General features: G+C 47.3%; 21 protein-coding genes. All 21 read right to left on the bottom strand.

The window, feature by feature from the left end:
• Positions 1–49: 49 nt before the first annotated feature.
• Positions 50–877, bottom strand: a complete 828-nt coding sequence (locus tag H5P30_RS15390; RefSeq protein ID WP_185691282.1) for an IS3 family transposase — start codon at positions 875–877, stop codon at positions 50–52.
• An 87-nt stretch (positions 878–964) separates the two neighbouring features.
• A complete protein-coding gene (locus tag H5P30_RS15385) occupies positions 965–1,255 on the bottom strand; it encodes a transposase (RefSeq protein ID WP_221774358.1) in 291 nt (96 codons plus the stop codon).
• A gap of 94 nt (positions 1,256–1,349) precedes the next feature.
• Positions 1,350–1,760, bottom strand: a complete 411-nt coding sequence (locus H5P30_RS15380; RefSeq protein ID WP_185693805.1) for a hypothetical protein — start codon at positions 1,758–1,760, stop codon at positions 1,350–1,352.
• Positions 1,761–2,304: 544 nt separating this feature from the next.
• On the bottom strand, positions 2,305–2,847 hold the full coding sequence (locus H5P30_RS15375) for a hypothetical protein (protein WP_185693804.1): 543 nt from the start codon (positions 2,845–2,847) through the stop codon (positions 2,305–2,307).
• Positions 2,751–3,167: a GNAT family N-acetyltransferase gene (locus tag H5P30_RS22740; protein WP_185693806.1), complete on the bottom strand. Its 417-nt coding sequence runs from the start codon at positions 3,165–3,167 to the stop codon at positions 2,751–2,753. The genes H5P30_RS15375 and H5P30_RS22740 overlap by 97 nt, the downstream gene beginning before the upstream one ends.
• A gap of 207 nt (positions 3,168–3,374) precedes the next feature.
• Positions 3,375–3,989 carry a hypothetical protein gene (locus H5P30_RS15365; protein WP_185693803.1) on the bottom strand — a complete coding sequence of 205 codons (615 nt, stop codon included), beginning with the start codon at positions 3,987–3,989 and terminating at the stop codon, positions 3,375–3,377.
• 34 nt (positions 3,990–4,023) lie between these two features.
• Positions 4,024–4,530 carry a hypothetical protein gene (locus tag H5P30_RS15360; RefSeq protein ID WP_185693802.1) on the bottom strand — a complete coding sequence of 169 codons (507 nt, stop codon included), beginning with the start codon at positions 4,528–4,530 and terminating at the stop codon, positions 4,024–4,026.
• 141 nt (positions 4,531–4,671) lie between these two features.
• On the bottom strand, positions 4,672–5,010 hold the full coding sequence (locus H5P30_RS15355; protein WP_185693801.1) for a hypothetical protein: 339 nt from the start codon (positions 5,008–5,010) through the stop codon (positions 4,672–4,674).
• A gap of 74 nt (positions 5,011–5,084) precedes the next feature.
• Complete coding sequence (locus H5P30_RS15350) at positions 5,085–5,501, bottom strand: DUF5069 domain-containing protein (protein ID WP_185693800.1); 417 nt, start codon at positions 5,499–5,501, stop codon at positions 5,085–5,087.
• Positions 5,502–5,563: 62 nt separating this feature from the next.
• Positions 5,564–6,085, bottom strand: coding sequence for a hypothetical protein (locus H5P30_RS15345; RefSeq protein WP_185693799.1), 522 nt, complete (start codon positions 6,083–6,085; stop codon positions 5,564–5,566).
• Between the two features lie 419 nt (positions 6,086–6,504).
• A complete protein-coding gene (locus H5P30_RS15340; protein WP_185693798.1) occupies positions 6,505–7,089 on the bottom strand; it encodes an alpha/beta fold hydrolase in 585 nt (194 codons plus the stop codon).
• 25 nt (positions 7,090–7,114) lie between these two features.
• Positions 7,115–7,546 (bottom strand): hypothetical protein, encoded by a 432-nt coding sequence (locus H5P30_RS15335; RefSeq protein ID WP_185693797.1) that lies wholly within the window; start codon positions 7,544–7,546, stop codon positions 7,115–7,117.
• A gap of 59 nt (positions 7,547–7,605) precedes the next feature.
• Entirely contained in the window at positions 7,606–8,139 is a 534-nt protein-coding gene (locus H5P30_RS15330) for a hypothetical protein (RefSeq protein ID WP_185693796.1), read from the bottom strand.
• A 110-nt stretch (positions 8,140–8,249) separates the two neighbouring features.
• Positions 8,250–9,011: a hypothetical protein gene (locus tag H5P30_RS15325; RefSeq protein WP_185693795.1), complete on the bottom strand. Its 762-nt coding sequence runs from the start codon at positions 9,009–9,011 to the stop codon at positions 8,250–8,252.
• Between the two features lie 88 nt (positions 9,012–9,099).
• Positions 9,100–9,573 carry a DUF3592 domain-containing protein gene (locus H5P30_RS22735; RefSeq protein WP_185693794.1) on the bottom strand — a complete coding sequence of 158 codons (474 nt, stop codon included), beginning with the start codon at positions 9,571–9,573 and terminating at the stop codon, positions 9,100–9,102.
• Positions 9,574–9,721: 148 nt separating this feature from the next.
• The gene (locus tag H5P30_RS15315) at positions 9,722–10,198 is read right to left on the bottom strand and encodes a hypothetical protein (protein WP_185693793.1); all 477 of its coding nucleotides are present in this window, start codon (positions 10,196–10,198) and stop codon (positions 9,722–9,724) included.
• A 115-nt stretch (positions 10,199–10,313) separates the two neighbouring features.
• Positions 10,314–10,550, bottom strand: coding sequence for a hypothetical protein (locus H5P30_RS15310; protein ID WP_185693792.1), 237 nt, complete (start codon positions 10,548–10,550; stop codon positions 10,314–10,316).
• A gap of 90 nt (positions 10,551–10,640) precedes the next feature.
• Positions 10,641–11,009 (bottom strand): DUF6984 family protein, encoded by a 369-nt coding sequence (locus H5P30_RS22730; RefSeq protein WP_425504937.1) that lies wholly within the window; start codon positions 11,007–11,009, stop codon positions 10,641–10,643.
• 66 nt (positions 11,010–11,075) lie between these two features.
• Positions 11,076–11,663 carry a hypothetical protein gene (locus H5P30_RS15305; RefSeq protein WP_185693791.1) on the bottom strand — a complete coding sequence of 196 codons (588 nt, stop codon included), beginning with the start codon at positions 11,661–11,663 and terminating at the stop codon, positions 11,076–11,078.
• 66 nt (positions 11,664–11,729) lie between these two features.
• Entirely contained in the window at positions 11,730–12,944 is a 1,215-nt protein-coding gene (locus tag H5P30_RS15300; protein ID WP_185693790.1) for a hypothetical protein, read from the bottom strand.
• A gap of 120 nt (positions 12,945–13,064) precedes the next feature.
• Positions 13,065–13,388 carry a hypothetical protein gene (locus H5P30_RS15295; RefSeq protein ID WP_185693789.1) on the bottom strand — a complete coding sequence of 108 codons (324 nt, stop codon included), beginning with the start codon at positions 13,386–13,388 and terminating at the stop codon, positions 13,065–13,067.
• Positions 13,389–13,761: the final 373 nt, after the last annotated feature.

The raw sequence follows: 13,761 nt of genomic DNA, 5'->3' as shown, positions 1-13,761 counted from the left end.
CTGAGATCGCTGGACAGAGGATTCCTTTATTTTCTTCGTGTTATGATGTTTAGTTGTAGTTGATGCAAGCCGGTAGGCTTGTGTGATTGCCCCCCATGGGGGGCGCGATTTTTTCCTCGAATTGGATCGGGCTCTTGTAGCCCAGAGAGGAGTGTTTTCTGAATCGGTTGTAGAAAACTTCGATATACTCGAAGGCATTGCTTCGGGCAGTGTCTTCATCGAAGAAGACCTCATCGCCAACTGTTGAGGTCTTATACCGCCCGTAGAAGGATTCCTGGGCGGCGTTGTCGTAGCAGTTCCCCTTGGCGCTCATGCTTTGTTTGATCCCGAAGCTCTCCAACATGTTCTCATAGTCGTAGCTGGCGTAGGTGCTACCCCGGTCGCTGTGGTGAATGAGGCCCTCGGGCAGCTCGCCGCCTCGGGTCAGGACGGCGCACTGCAGAGCCTGGCAAACCAGCTTTGAATCGTTGCGGGAGGAAACGCTCCAACCGATGATCCGCCGACTGTACAGATCCATCACTGTTGCCAGATAACACCAGCCCCGCTGGACGCGCAGGTAGGTCGTATCGGCTACCCAGACCTGATTGCAGTCGTCCGGCTTTCCGAGTTCGCGCAGCAAGTTGGCGCTGTAGCCGAAGTCGTGCTTGCTGTTGGTGCCAAGGGGCTTGAAGCCCTTCGTTTGTCGACCTTCGATCCCCAGCTCCTTCATCAACCGTAACGTCCGGTCGCGGCCACAGCCGAGATCCTCGTCCTTGAGGTGTTCGTGGATTGGGCGGTGGCCGTAGCGTCCACGGGCTTGCCGGTGCAACTCGGTAATCCGTCCCTTGAGAGCCGCAGCGGTTACTATGACTGGCAGGCTCGCGAGCCTGCCAGTCATAGTAACCGCTGCGGCTCAGTCCGAAACACTCGCACAGCTCGTCTACTCCGTAGCGAGCCTTGTGATCCTCTATAAACCGATAGCGCATCACTCGGGGTTGCTGAAGTAGCCCACCGTTTTTTTTAGTATCTCGTTCATCCGCTTTTGCTTGGCCAGCTCCTTGCGGACCTGGGCCAGCTCCTCGGCCATCGCCTTCGGACTCTGTGCACCCTCGGGAGCCTCAGCCTCCAAATCATCCAGGTGCTTCTTCCTCCAGCTATACAGCATCCCCTCGGGAACACCAAGCTGCTCGGATACCTCCTTCACCGGTGTACCTTCAATTATGATCATCTTGACTGCCTCTTTTTTGAACTCGGCAGTGTAGCGGCGTCTCTTCATTCTTTGATTCTCCTTCTAAGAGAATCCCGTGTCCATTTTTATCAGGACACATCAAGTTCATCTATCGACTATCCAACGAAAATGATGCAATTGGCTAATCGAAGCTGATCCCATCTGCACGTTCCTTGGTTTCTCGTCTCCACTGGTCTGATTTTTCTTTTTCGATACGGCGAGCCTCTTCATGCCGCCTAATCGTTTCCTGCTCTTTCTTATCAGCTTCTTCAATACACAGCTTCAAAGTTGCTTTGTGCGTCTTGTCGACTTCATCAAGAGTTGTTCCATTCAGGATAATCCTGTCCCCTCTTACGGAAGCGATTCCAGGCCGATGCATAGAAGTATACTGTGGTGGCGAATTCCAAGTATGAACGAATATTTTCGCCCAAAGCTGACTGGGAGTCTTATTCAGCTTTAGAGGAACAGTGTAAAGCGCAGACCCTGGGGTTCCATCGTTGCGCGGTTCAGTTACACAATTAGTATCGATTCCTGTTATTTTTGTAGCTTCCATAAGTTTCTTTTCTTTCCCCAACGTAGTGGACACTCGGCCAGCCGTCGAGCTTTGGAGTTCTAGTGATTTTTAGAATTTTACGGGCGGTTTATCTGGTTGAGTGCTCCACCTTGTTCTGACTTAGATCGAGGCTAATGCTAGCGCAAACAATGTGAACGCACCACCTTCGAGGAGGCCAAGAACGACCGCGGAGATGTATACAATTTTAGTTTTCTTTTCAGACAAGAGGTTGATGAAAAACATAGGGAAAAAGAAAATCAGTAGCGCGCATGCTAGGAATCTGAAAATGCTTCTTTCTTCAATTATTCTCAAGTGGTCTTCCCATATAATTCCACCACCAATCCAGCCTGAAATAAATGCTACTATTGTGAGAATTAGGAGGCTCAGTAGAAGTCGTTTAATTTTAGCATCTGTTAGGCCTTGGTCATTCATTCAATTTCAGAACGTAGGTGATAGACAACCGACCTGCGAGATCAGTCGTGCAAATGCTTTTTAGTATTTTCTAGCGGGTCACTCGGGGTTGTCTACTCACCCTGGTTGTGCTTTAGATTTCTTTCAGCAGGTAGGCGAATATGAATGCAGGTATGAAGAAGGATCCCAATCCCAAAAATGAAGTTAAAGCAGCTTGAGGGATATTTTTCAATTCTCGGAGCTCAGTAACGGAATCGTAATCTCCAGGCACAATGAAGGCAAATAGTAAGGTTAGGCCGATAAGCACTGCAAGGCACCATAGGAGTCGAAGCATTCTTTCTTTTCTCTCTTTTTCTGTTTTCGGGAACCTAAGGTTCTTATGAGGCTTGCTAGAAATGATGAATGCTAAGGCACATCCTATCAGCACGATGGCAGCTGGAATCGACTGATAGGCTTCTTGTGGTCCATACCGTCCATCGTAGTGCACCGGCTGTTTCAGCAACTGCAACCCCCAGAAAAGCATCAAGGGGCTAAAGCTTAGAAAAAAAAGTTTCATTATTCTTCTGCACAACGCCAAGCTCAGACGCGGCGACTTGTCGCCGTTGTCTGGAGCGACTGGTTGGCTTTTTCTTTGTATTCTTGTTCTAGGATGCTCATCCAAAGGTCGCTTTCCCATCTTCCATCGATGAAAAGTGTCTCCCTCTGTATTCCTTCATCCTTAAAACCGCAAGATCTGTAGCAGGCTATCGCCACGTGATTCGACGTGAGAACTCTCAAGTCGAGTCGATGTAGCTTAATATGCTCGAATGCCACCTTGACGACTGTTCTGGTAGCTTCCATTCCGATCCCTTTTCCACGAGATGCCGAATCGTGGATCTCGATAGCGAACCGTGCCCTACGGTTTTCTTCTTCGAAAGAATGTAACCAAACGCTTCCAACGCATCTGCCTTCTGACTCAATCGCCCATGAGTATTTTGGGTCTTTCTTTTTCTGCAGCCAGGTTTCGGCCTAATCTTCGATCGGTAGGTCTGGTATCGATGATCCGATGCCTCTAAACAGCTCTGGGTCGTAACCAGCTCGAATGACGTGATACTTGTCTGACTTCATGTGAGGTCGAAGACGGAAGCTAGAGCAGTCGATCTGTTGAGGTAATTGGTCATTTGATTCTTAGCCAACGTCCAAGGTCAGACACGGAGGGGAGCGTCAGCTCCCCGGAGTTGTCTGTGCCGCCTTGTTCGCCTCTTTTCCTCGGGTTAGGAAGCCAAGCACCGGCTTCCTGTAGTCGTGATCTTTCTCGTGAAACTGGACGAGAGAATGTGCTAGATCGAAATTCAAGTATGCCTCCGCATAGGCTTCTTCCTTCTCGCTCTCGAAAAACAGCTTGAGCTTCACGGGCTCGCTACGAACAGCCCGCGGATCACCTCCGAGCGAAATCGCCACAAGCTCGACACTGGTGAAATCGACCTGCTCGACCTTCTGCTTGTAGGCTCGCGCAAGACTACGGACAAAAAGATCGCTGGCCTTACCAACCGACTCCAATCGAACCACGCCACGATAGGAGTCCATGGGCCAATCTTTGGGCTTCCAATGCTCCCAAGTCGGGAGAAGCACGACACGAAAGCCCATCGATTCCTTCCCGAATTCGGCCGCGGCTTCGATAACCACGCTGCCGTCTTCTTTCTTTTGCACCGAGACGGCCTTCAGGCCCGCATCACCCCAATCGTCTTTCAGGTTTACGAATACCAACGGCGGCAGGTCTGCGGCACGCAGACCAATCTGAGTCAGCAAACTGAGGAGTATCGCGATCAGCGGTTTCATCTTCTGGCGAACGAAGAGCTCTGGCGACGGCGCGTTAGCGACGTTGCCCAGCAGCGACTGGTTCTGATTTGTTTGTGATTCGGTTATAGGATCGAATGCCCCATACCCAGATGCCTCTGCCGGTTAGAGCATAGGTCAGATGAAATATCACGCCGATGAGTATGATCAAAGATCCATCATTACTAATCATTCTATCCAAAAGGCTTTGCTGGAAAAATGACGAGTGAAAATCCTGCCAGAGCTTAGCTCCGTAAATCCACATAATCAAAAGTGCAAATCCTACGATTCCGAAAGCAACGCGAGAAAACTTATTCTCTTTTTCTTTTCTTCCTCTTGAGCTAAGCATGAGCGCTAAAGCAGCAGCGAGGATGGAAATAAATATCAGTATTCCTTCAAATGTCGCTGGCCACATGGACGGATCTCCTTGTGGGTCGAAGAACTGATAGTCGATCTGATTGTAGACTTTGGGACCAACCAATGTCAGCAGCCCAAGTGTCGAGAAGGCTACGACAGCATACCATGAGTATTTTATGGTTTTCATTTTTCTTTCTCAGAACGATGAGGATAGGCAACCCGCCTGACGAGTTTGAAGTCCTGTTGATTTTTAGAGTTTTACGGGCGGGTTATCGGGTTGTCCTGTGCCGACTGGTTCTGGCTTCCTTTCTTCATTCGTAACGAAACCTTAGACTGGCATTCTTAACCTTCCAATGATCATCAAATTCAATAAGGCGGCGATCATAATAGCGGTGCCCGTTGCGATCCAGAAAAACCAATTCTTTTTTCTTTTTGAGAGAGAAGATCCTGCCAAAAAAAGCGGGATGGCTGAGAAGAATCCAGCCATCTCTAGGGAAGATGGGATCGGCAGCCTTTCGGCATTACTGATGTAAGAAATCAATGGCAAAAAGCCACCTAAACAAAACAGCACAAATCCGACATTCTTTCCCTTTTTCTTTCCTGCTAAGCCTGCAACAACAGCAACCACCGCAAGGACTAGGAAAGGTAATGCATCTTTATGGATCATTTAATTCTCAGAACGTGAAGGCCATACGCGCAGGTCATCGCGGAGCGATGGCCGGAGTTGTATGGGCCGCCTGGTTAGGCTCTTCCTTCATCGACTTCGAAGTATTCGAGCATCGTTTCTATCTCGTTGCGATCTCCTAGACCGCTCTCAATTTTTCTTTGTGAGAGTGATTCCGATGCGAAGTCTCTGTATCCTACTTTTCTTATGAACTCGTTCCAGATCAGTATATCGTTCTCGTCCAGTTTGCGTCCGCAATCATAGCACCAGTGCAGGATTTCCTTATCGTCGCCGCCTTCTAGAACTCGACTTCTCAGCGCATCATAATCCACTCGGACATACTTTGTGCACCTTAGGTCGAAGCCTTTTCCAAGGTTGCCTTGAAAGTCATCTCTGAGGTCTCCTGATGCCTGTTTCCGTATCTTGTCTAGCATACGAGCAAAGTAGAGCATTCCCTCTGTTTTCTCGTATGCGGATATTGGTGTGCTTTTCATGATTCTTTCGCCTAACGTCAAAGGTGACTCACGCGCGGTAGCGCGTTGAGTCCACCTGCTTGTTAGGCGTTTGGATCGGCCCCGGAGAGTCCCGAACGTTCCTGATCCAAGGACAAAGCTTTCAAGGCCTCAATATCAGATTTCTCGAGCTTTGAGCGAATCTCAGCAATGCCGTCGCTAAGAGCAATGTGTGCCCGCTTCTTCAACTGCTCCAACTCTTTTACCGCGCTCTCGTTTTCCGTGTTTGCTGCTGAGTAAAGGGGACTCGCTTCACGATTGAACTCTCCCTTCACTCGGCTCCTGAGTGCGCGAAAAGCATAGCCTGCTTCAACTTCCGCAATCAGCCTTTTGTGATTAGAGGAAATTGTGTCTGCGAAGATCGCAAGTAGGACTGCTATTCCAATTCCTTGATCTGCCGGCTCAAGTAGGCCAGTCGCAACGATCAAACTTCCGCCGGCTGCCACAACCTTCAATGAATAGGCTGCGATCTTTCGCCAAGAACCCACCTTCTCACCTCTTTCCTGACCATCTGCAACTTCTTTGTATAGCTCATCAAGCTCTTTATCGATTAGTGATTTTTCCATGTTATGCGCCTCCCATCATTAATCCCCGGTCACTCTCTCCGGAGACATTAAGTGACAACATTAGGCTCTCTCCAGCTGAGTCCCGAATGCTGATTTCAATTCGCCCTGTCGCTTTTCTCCACATACGAGTAGAGCATTTCACCTTGAATGGCTGCATCGATTTCACGCTTGCCCCCTCGCACTCGGGGCACGGTAAAAAGCCAGGGCCGGGCGGACGTGGCTGATCGACGAAACAGCGAGACTGAATTAGAAATGGCCCGTTTCCAGAAAGAACGAGCATCCTTGTGTCGCCCGCCTGCAACGGTCGATCATCAAATTCTTCTACTTGTATCATATGCTTTCTTTTTTTCGCCTAACGTGGAGGTGTATCACGAAGTGAAGCGCGGAGCGCGAAACGGAGTTGATACCACCGTCTGGATCTACGCCCTAATGGCTTCGATGCACTCCAAGGGGTGTGTCATCACAATGAGATGTCCTCCATCAATTTCATGATTTGTCTCTTTGGTGTTTGGTATGACTAAATCCTTCGTCCCATGGATACGCAAGACTGGGACTTCGCTATCGTAACCTTTCCAAGTAAAAATGGATTTCGACATATTTCTGATGAATGCCGGATCACTATGACGAAACATATCAGACAAATCACTCGGCAACTTGCCAGACGACATCTGGATGAAGGGAATCGGCGCAAAATCAATCAAGGGGTGTAGGATAGCTAGAATCCGATTTACTTCTTCTTTTCTTCTAGCTGATCCGATGAGGATGACTCGCTCTAAATCGACCAAATTGGCAATCTCGCAGGCTATGATTCCCCCCAAGGATGTTCCAATGACTGTATCGCCTGATTCAATTTTGTGCTCTTCTATTACTCTTTTGGCTATGTCGGTAATAGATGTCTCGCCGTGCCATTCTGGCCAGTCGTGAAAGTGACCATCGAATTCTTTTCTCCAAGGCTCCCCATACATCGAAGATGTCGCGCCCATGCCTGGATAGAAATGATTCATTCTTTCTGGAGATCGATGAGGAGTCTCAAGGAGTGAGCGAGGCACGAGCGAACGGAGTTGAGACCTCCGACTGGATAGCTCCTGTTTTGTTGATAATGTTCCAAAGCTTGAATGATTGAGTATCTGCTAACGTGACCAGTCCCCGGCCATCACCAAGCCAATTCTGTCCAACGAACACAGTCATCTCGCTGTCTATTCCATCTTTCGTTTTTCCTTCAATTTTTAGCCGAGCAGATGGAGTGGGAAATGTGTATGGGATGCTCCTCATCTTTGGTAACCAAAATCTGAGTATTTCTTTAAGAGCTACTTCATTCGCTGGGACAAGTGCCCCGTTGGAAGCATAAATGGATACTGAGAATGGTGCTTCAAGATTGATCGAAGACTCTACTTTTTCTGTCGTCATGCAGCCTGCGGCTAAAATGATAAAAACTGCAAAAGCTGTGTAGATTGATTTCATTCTTAGCTATCGTGGAGGGTATGCACCCGAGCCGGGGGGATCAAGCACAAGGCGGGTGGTTAATCTCGGGTTGTATACCCGTCTTGTTCTGATTTGAAAGCAACGCAATATGAATCCATGGACTCGTCGAGAAAAGAACGCCACGCCCTGAGTCGAGGTTTCTTCTCGTCGGAAATGAATTCTTGCTCCAAATAATTTAAGAACTCCGTCACTCGTTCGAACGCAGCAACACAGGCTTGAAAAGCCTCGCCAGAAATATCGGTCCCAGTTTTTTCCGGGATAGTAATATGACCAATCTCCTTATGCAGCATCGTAAAATCATCCTTGGAAAGAAACCCTCCGGCACTTTGAAATCCGGGGAAATCCGAGGCAAAGACATCACCTTGAAATGCCCTTCCCTCTGTTTTGCCTTCGAAGAACTCGTGCAGCTTACGCAAAGTCAGAAGAAATCCTGAGACAATTCCATTTTGGACAAGAAGAACACGAGGATCACTTTCGGGTGTTCCAACTGTCGACACGACTGGATTCTTGATGGTCGCATCCCAGTAATAGTAGCTGAAAAGTTGAGCTATCTGGGCGTAAATGCGGTCCAACGCTCGATCCAATTCTAAGGGAGTAGGTCGATTTTTTCTTTTTGTCATTCGATCATTTGAAACTATGCAATCGAGTGTAACGAGAAGCCTGAATCCGGAATTAAACTCGTCTAATCGTTAATCCAATCTGGTTGCCATGAAAAAACATATCCTACTTGATTCGCTACCTCTACGGTTCTGTTTCGAAGGGGCAGGCTTTGAATTCTCCTCACATCACTTTCAAATTTCTTACGCAGTTTTTCTTTTTCGGCAGGATTGTTTTCGTTGAGCACTTCCAAAGCCCTCCTTTGTATCTCTTGTTCTCGTTTCAAGGTCGCCGCCTCACGATCAGCGGAAGTTCGACGCTGCTCAGTCCTCCAAGTCTCATTTTCCGAATCTATTCGATTCCGTTCTTGAGATTCTCTAAGCGAGTAGGAGAGATATTCGCGATACTCGCTGTTTTCCTCCGAAGCTGATTGCGAGCTAAATAATCCTGTCTCTGGAAAACCGTCATATAAAATTGCTTCGATACTGTTTGAATTCGATTGCCTGTCAGACCCTCTGAAATCGCTCGATACAGAAGGAGAGGTTGTAACGTTTTGTTGAAGACTGGGATTCTTGCTCCCCGAAAAACTGCCTCTGTTCAAGCGCGTAAAAGCTACCGGAAGAGTTGCCAGTATAGCTATTCCCAGAATTCCGGAAATCAGGCAGGTCTTGCGACGGTTACTTGACCACCAACCAACGAAACCAATTGCTATAAAAATAGTGCTTAGAGGATACAGAATTATTCTGGCATGGTTTCCTAGGATCGAAGATTCGACGACAGCCAAGACCACAAGCATGGTAGTAATCAGACAGAACACTGCTAGGAAAACAGTCAGAATCTTTTTCATTTATTTCTCAGAACGTAGAGGCTATGCATGTATGAGCGCCAGCGAAATACATTGTCATATGCCGACTGGTTGGGCTTTAGTTTTTCCTTCATAGCCAGACCTTTTTTGAGTAGGTGCAGATCAGAGGTAGGCAGAATAGACCCCATAAGATCAATAGGAAGCAATCGAAAAATCCGATGGGCGATGCGATGATCGAATCCATCGGGGAATCTGGATCATATCGGACATTCACTTTTGAGTTGGGGTTAAATTTAGTTCGGACAGCTTGCTTCGTGGAAATGAAAGTGCCGACTGTCAAGTGCCCCCACAGGGAGTATCGATCATTTTTGTATTCCTTACCATCTACGTCATATCGATAGGTGATTAAAGCATTGGTAACAGAAGCTCCATTGGTGCGGGATAGATGTTCAAAATCAAGAGTTTTGACTGTGCCTGATGTTTCCTTCCAGTTAAATATGACAAGTATTCTTGGGGTGAATATCCATGCGCAAAATATAGAATACGAGATTAGTAATACTGAGAACACGAAAACATTCCATTTTTTTGAGTATGTTAATTTCATTTCAGTATGCCTAGGTTAGGCTAGGGAGCATCTATTCTTTTCCTGTGCCCAACGTGAAGGACAGGCAACCCGTCAGTGGAGTTCCTAGTCCGGTTGATTTTCAGAAATTTCGGGATAGTTGTCGGGTTGCCCTGGTCCGCCTGGTTCGCTACGGATTGAGGTCAATTTCGGCATAGGGTGACTGAGCGCCTTCTGTTAGGTCCACAAGTATTTCTTCTTTTGTTTCGTCACTGAGCGACAGGGTAGCGATTCCATTCGAATCGATTGTTGTCAAAACTCCATTTTCTATTTCAGCACGAACAAAACCCAGCCCCATCCACTCTTCATCATCCGGTCGCCCGGTAAAGTGAAATTCCGAGGGATAGCTTTCGAAAACCCGATCGCCAAGAGCAAATACCTTGATCTGACTCTCCCCAGGAGGAACTCTGAAAATGATTGAACCCGAGACTGATTCCTCAACCGCAATAGCGTCCATAACTTCATCATTTTGGCTCAATGCTACAATGGTTAGGCCCGTGGGAAACAATCCCGAATCTTCTTCTGAGGAGTTGGTGCAGCCGCCCAAGAGGATTGCTGCGATAATCGTGATACCGGAGAAGAGTGCGAGAGTTGTAATTATTTTCATTTCAGCGAACGTCGAGGCCAGGCACCCAGCCTGACGAGTTTGTAGTTCAAGTGATTCTCGGATTTTCGGGCGGGTTACATGGGTTGACCTGTGCCGTCTGGTTCTCAATTTAATCTTATGGTATTGGGATAAAAGCCAACAACCACGCAAGTGCAGCCATTGTTCTGGGAAAATACCATCCTACAATCGAAGTAATAAAACCGAAGGGCACAGGAAGAAGAAAAAGATTCACTTTATTCATTTCCCAGTTCCAGAAAATCATCGCGAAAAATGAGAGGAACATTCCAGCCAGATATCCTGCTATGAATCCGCTGAATGCACCTTTTTTCTTTGATACTCTTGGAAGATTCATTTCTTGAGAACGTGAAAGCCATACGCGGAGGTCATCGCGGAGCGATGGCCGGAGTTGTATGGGCTGCCTGGTTGGACCATTCTCTTCTTCTCATCTCGAGATTTCCAGTGGTCTGATTGTTTCGAGTTCAGGCCAAAACTCTATGTCTGTTCCATCTATCGACCAAGCCTCTAGTTCGGTGATAGATCCATTGCTTTCCCATAGCGTGATTCCCACCAAGCCGGATTCTGTGTCTCCGCCTTGGAAGTCTGCTAAAATCGATCTTTCTTTTTCTCTTTTAGTTCCAGACGTGAACATCACTGTTGGGCAAGATCCGCAACCACACCGTCCAAAGACATGAAGCGAATCTATTTCTTTCTCTCGCTCTGGCTGGGTTTCAGAGATAAGCTTTCGAAGAATCGATCTTTCCGAATCGGAAAGCTCACGATCAATGGGGATGCTGTATGGAAACGTATTCAATTTTCTACTTCGTCCAACGTGGAAACCAGACAACCAGCCTGCGAGGCTCAGTCGTCCTTGTGATTATTAGGATTCTCGGGCGAGTTCAATGGGGTTGTCTAAGTCGTCTGGTTGTGTCTTTGGCTTAATTTCAACAATATCTGTCACTATGTCCCGATTTGGAGAAATAAGAAGCTTCAGTTGAGTTCCTTCTTCTATTTTTCTCCAGTCAGGTCCATCAAAGTCCCATTCGGCAATAAATGTACCGGTTGCGGTTTTTACACAAATTTTCGCTACTGAGATGCCTCCGCTTCGCAAGGCTCCCAAGGTAGCATCGCTCCCATCAAATTGATTGACTTCTGTGACGGTTCCTATCGTTACGATTCCATTCTTTAGGATGTTGTGGCGTATGATTGGCCCTATGCTGGTAACAGATAGCGCAATTAGTGAAATAAATGCGAAGACCAATAGGAGAAGCCATTCCGACAATTCCAAGTTGAAGGATCTGCTGATGATGAAGATAGATATACCAAAAATCCCAAGCAGTCCAACGCCCCCGCTGATTAAGCTTCCCTTCTTCTTCAATTCTCTTTGATACACCTCCGAGATTTTCAACTTCCTTGGAGGTGTGGGTTGCTCAGCAACTAGTTGGAGTAAGTGGAGATCATCTTTCATTTACACAACGTCGAAGTCGTGGATTCCTAGGAGCGGAGCGAGTAGGAATTCACACGCACTGTTTTGTTAGCCACCGTTTGTTTCTGAAACGATGTCGAGTAGCGCTTCATATCTCCTTGCAAGGTGTTGATTGGTAATAAGCCGCTTGATTTCTTTGTCATCGACTAGATTGCGAAGATCATCCGCAACTTGAGAGGCGGCTTCCTCTATTAGCTCAGTAATAATGGGCTCAGCTGTGTTACTGTAAAAGACATTCCTTACATTACCGTATGATGTCATTCCTCCCGACTCGCCAATGTAAGTAAGGCAAAGATACTTCAGTATTTCTCTTCGAGGATCCTGTGGACAATAAACCAATCCTCCTACTTCCTTGAAAGATCGAAGCAATTCGCCGTGAAGAGGGTATGCCCTCCATTGATGCCCAGTCTCCCGCATTTGCGCAAGAACTGCAGAGTAGAAATCGTGAAGATGAGCCTGTTTGAGGTAAGGCAACACTCCAGAAGCGAAAGAAACACGAATAACTAGACGAGAAGGGCCAGAGCGAGTAATTTTTTGTTGAAGGTGTTCTGCTAACACCAACTTGACCGGGTTCTGAGTAAGTTCTGCGATTGACGACAAAAACACGAATGAATTCTGCCGGACCAACTCTGCTTTTGTGGAGTCCATGGCGATTGAAGCGAGAAACTTTAATATCTCTTCCTGCCTTGGTGCAGGAGCATGCTGGTAATCCTCAATTAGGCTTGGGGATGGCACAGCCGCTTGTGGCTGCTCCACCAAGTCTTTCACATCGGCAACACGCAATAGATGTATTGGGTCTCTTGAGAGAACCGCCTGGATGCAGGTCTGGAAGATATAGACACAGTCTTCCACTCCCGCCTCATACTCATCATATTCGTGCTCGAGGTCGCGGCGTATCTCATAACACCTAGAGAGTCTCCTCCAATCTGGACGGGTTAATAGACCTATTCTATGCGCTAAATCAATTAACTTCGACGTTGAGTAGTCTTCTATGTCCTCAGCGCGATCGACCGGAGGGAGCTTGTGCTGTTTAGCGGCTTCTCTGGCAATATCGATACCAGCAATCACCACTTTTTCTCGAAGATCATGAATAGCGGCATTGAAGAGTCGTTGGCATGCGCTGCTCGGATCCACATCAATTAACCGTCGAACCCGTGTGATCAAATCCTTCGCCTGCCAAGAGGGTCTTATCGACTGCAAAAGCAAAGGAGCGTCAGATGCTCGAATTAACGAAACCTCTGGAGGGATTATGATTTCATTCATATTTATTGGGCTAACGATGAGGACAGGCAACCGCCTGAGGGGTTAGAAGTCCTAGTGGTTTTTAGAGTTTTACGGGCGGGTTATCGGGTTGTCCTGCTCCGACTGGATGTAGTTTCAGGGTTAGAAGATGGCTTTCGGAGCAGATGACCAACCGATCAGCGACATAAGAAATATGAACAGGATCGAAAGAAAAATATATGCGTTATCCTGCACCTTGGCAAGATGGCATCCAAGACAAATCAACCCGAAGATGAGGATGAGCCCCGAAGCATAGATTGCTGCGATGGCAAGAGGGATAGGATACATCTCCAGTGAAAAAGAGCCATCCCGTTGAACTACCGAAGCTGCACAGAAGAACATAAGAAAGCCCCATCCAGCTGCTAGCGCTCCAAGGACAATCTTTCCCTTTTTCGATTTTTTGGTTTCACATGAAGCGTCTTTCATTTGATTTCAATTTTTCTACATCGTCGAGGCTAGGCGTCCCGGCCTGAGAGGTCCAGCGTTCTATTGGTTGACGATTTCACGGGCGGTAACGACGGGTTGCCTATGCAGATTGGTTCAGGGAATCTTGTTTTCTTCTTTTTCTCCATTTCGAATAGCAAAAACTTAACGCAGTTCCGAGGAGCACAAGCAGAAAGAACCCCCAGTAACCGACGCCATTCCATCCAAAAATTGGATTCAGGTCAAAATCTCCAGTTGCCTTCCATTTATTCACGTGAGCACAAAATAGAGCAGAATAAAAACGATAAATCCCCATCCCAGCAGGGTTTTCAATTTGGACTCTCTCGCTTTTTTCAAAATTCTATCTCCTGAACGT

The sequence above is a fragment of the Puniceicoccus vermicola genome (genome assembly GCF_014230055.1).
In the GTDB taxonomy this organism is placed as follows: Bacteria; Verrucomicrobiota; Verrucomicrobiia; order Opitutales; family Puniceicoccaceae; genus Puniceicoccus; species Puniceicoccus vermicola.
Note: the sequence above shows the minus strand (reverse complement) of the source record. Positions and strands in the feature narration are given on the sequence as shown.

Bases quoted from the DNA above. Each gene is read 5' to 3' on its own strand.
- H5P30_RS15295 (WP_185693789.1), bottom strand. From the start codon at position 13,388: ATGAAAGACGCTTCATGTGAAACCAAAAAATCGAAAAAGGGAAAGATT.
- H5P30_RS15365 (WP_185693803.1), bottom strand. From the start codon at position 3,989: ATGAAACCGCTGATCGCGATACTCCTCAGTTTGCTGACTCAGATTGGT.
- H5P30_RS15340 (WP_185693798.1), bottom strand. From the start codon at position 7,089: ATGAATCATTTCTATCCAGGCATGGGCGCGACATCTTCGATGTATGGG.
- H5P30_RS15355 (WP_185693801.1), bottom strand. From the start codon at position 5,010: ATGATCCATAAAGATGCATTACCTTTCCTAGTCCTTGCGGTGGTTGCT.
- H5P30_RS15305 (WP_185693791.1), bottom strand. From the start codon at position 11,663: ATGAAAGATGATCTCCACTTACTCCAACTAGTTGCTGAGCAACCCACA.
- H5P30_RS15300 (WP_185693790.1), bottom strand. From the start codon at position 12,944: ATGAATGAAATCATAATCCCTCCAGAGGTTTCGTTAATTCGAGCATCT.
- H5P30_RS15335 (WP_185693797.1), bottom strand. From the start codon at position 7,546: ATGAAATCAATCTACACAGCTTTTGCAGTTTTTATCATTTTAGCCGCA.
- H5P30_RS15385 (WP_221774358.1), bottom strand. From the start codon at position 1,255: ATGAAGAGACGCCGCTACACTGCCGAGTTCAAAAAAGAGGCAGTCAAG.
- H5P30_RS22735 (WP_185693794.1), bottom strand. From the start codon at position 9,573: ATGAAATTAACATACTCAAAAAAATGGAATGTTTTCGTGTTCTCAGTA.
- H5P30_RS15315 (WP_185693793.1), bottom strand. From the start codon at position 10,198: ATGAAAATAATTACAACTCTCGCACTCTTCTCCGGTATCACGATTATC.
- H5P30_RS15390 (WP_185691282.1), bottom strand. From the start codon at position 877: ATGACTGGCAGGCTCGCGAGCCTGCCAGTCATAGTAACCGCTGCGGCT.
- H5P30_RS15360 (WP_185693802.1), bottom strand. From the start codon at position 4,530: ATGAAAACCATAAAATACTCATGGTATGCTGTCGTAGCCTTCTCGACA.
- H5P30_RS15345 (WP_185693799.1), bottom strand. From the start codon at position 6,085: ATGGAAAAATCACTAATCGATAAAGAGCTTGATGAGCTATACAAAGAA.
- H5P30_RS15350 (WP_185693800.1), bottom strand. From the start codon at position 5,501: ATGAAAAGCACACCAATATCCGCATACGAGAAAACAGAGGGAATGCTC.
- H5P30_RS15380 (WP_185693805.1), bottom strand. From the start codon at position 1,760: ATGGAAGCTACAAAAATAACAGGAATCGATACTAATTGTGTAACTGAA.
- H5P30_RS15375 (WP_185693804.1), bottom strand. From the start codon at position 2,847: ATGGGAAAGCGACCTTTGGATGAGCATCCTAGAACAAGAATACAAAGA.
- H5P30_RS15325 (WP_185693795.1), bottom strand. From the start codon at position 9,011: ATGAAAAAGATTCTGACTGTTTTCCTAGCAGTGTTCTGTCTGATTACT.
- H5P30_RS15310 (WP_185693792.1), bottom strand. From the start codon at position 10,550: ATGAATCTTCCAAGAGTATCAAAGAAAAAAGGTGCATTCAGCGGATTC.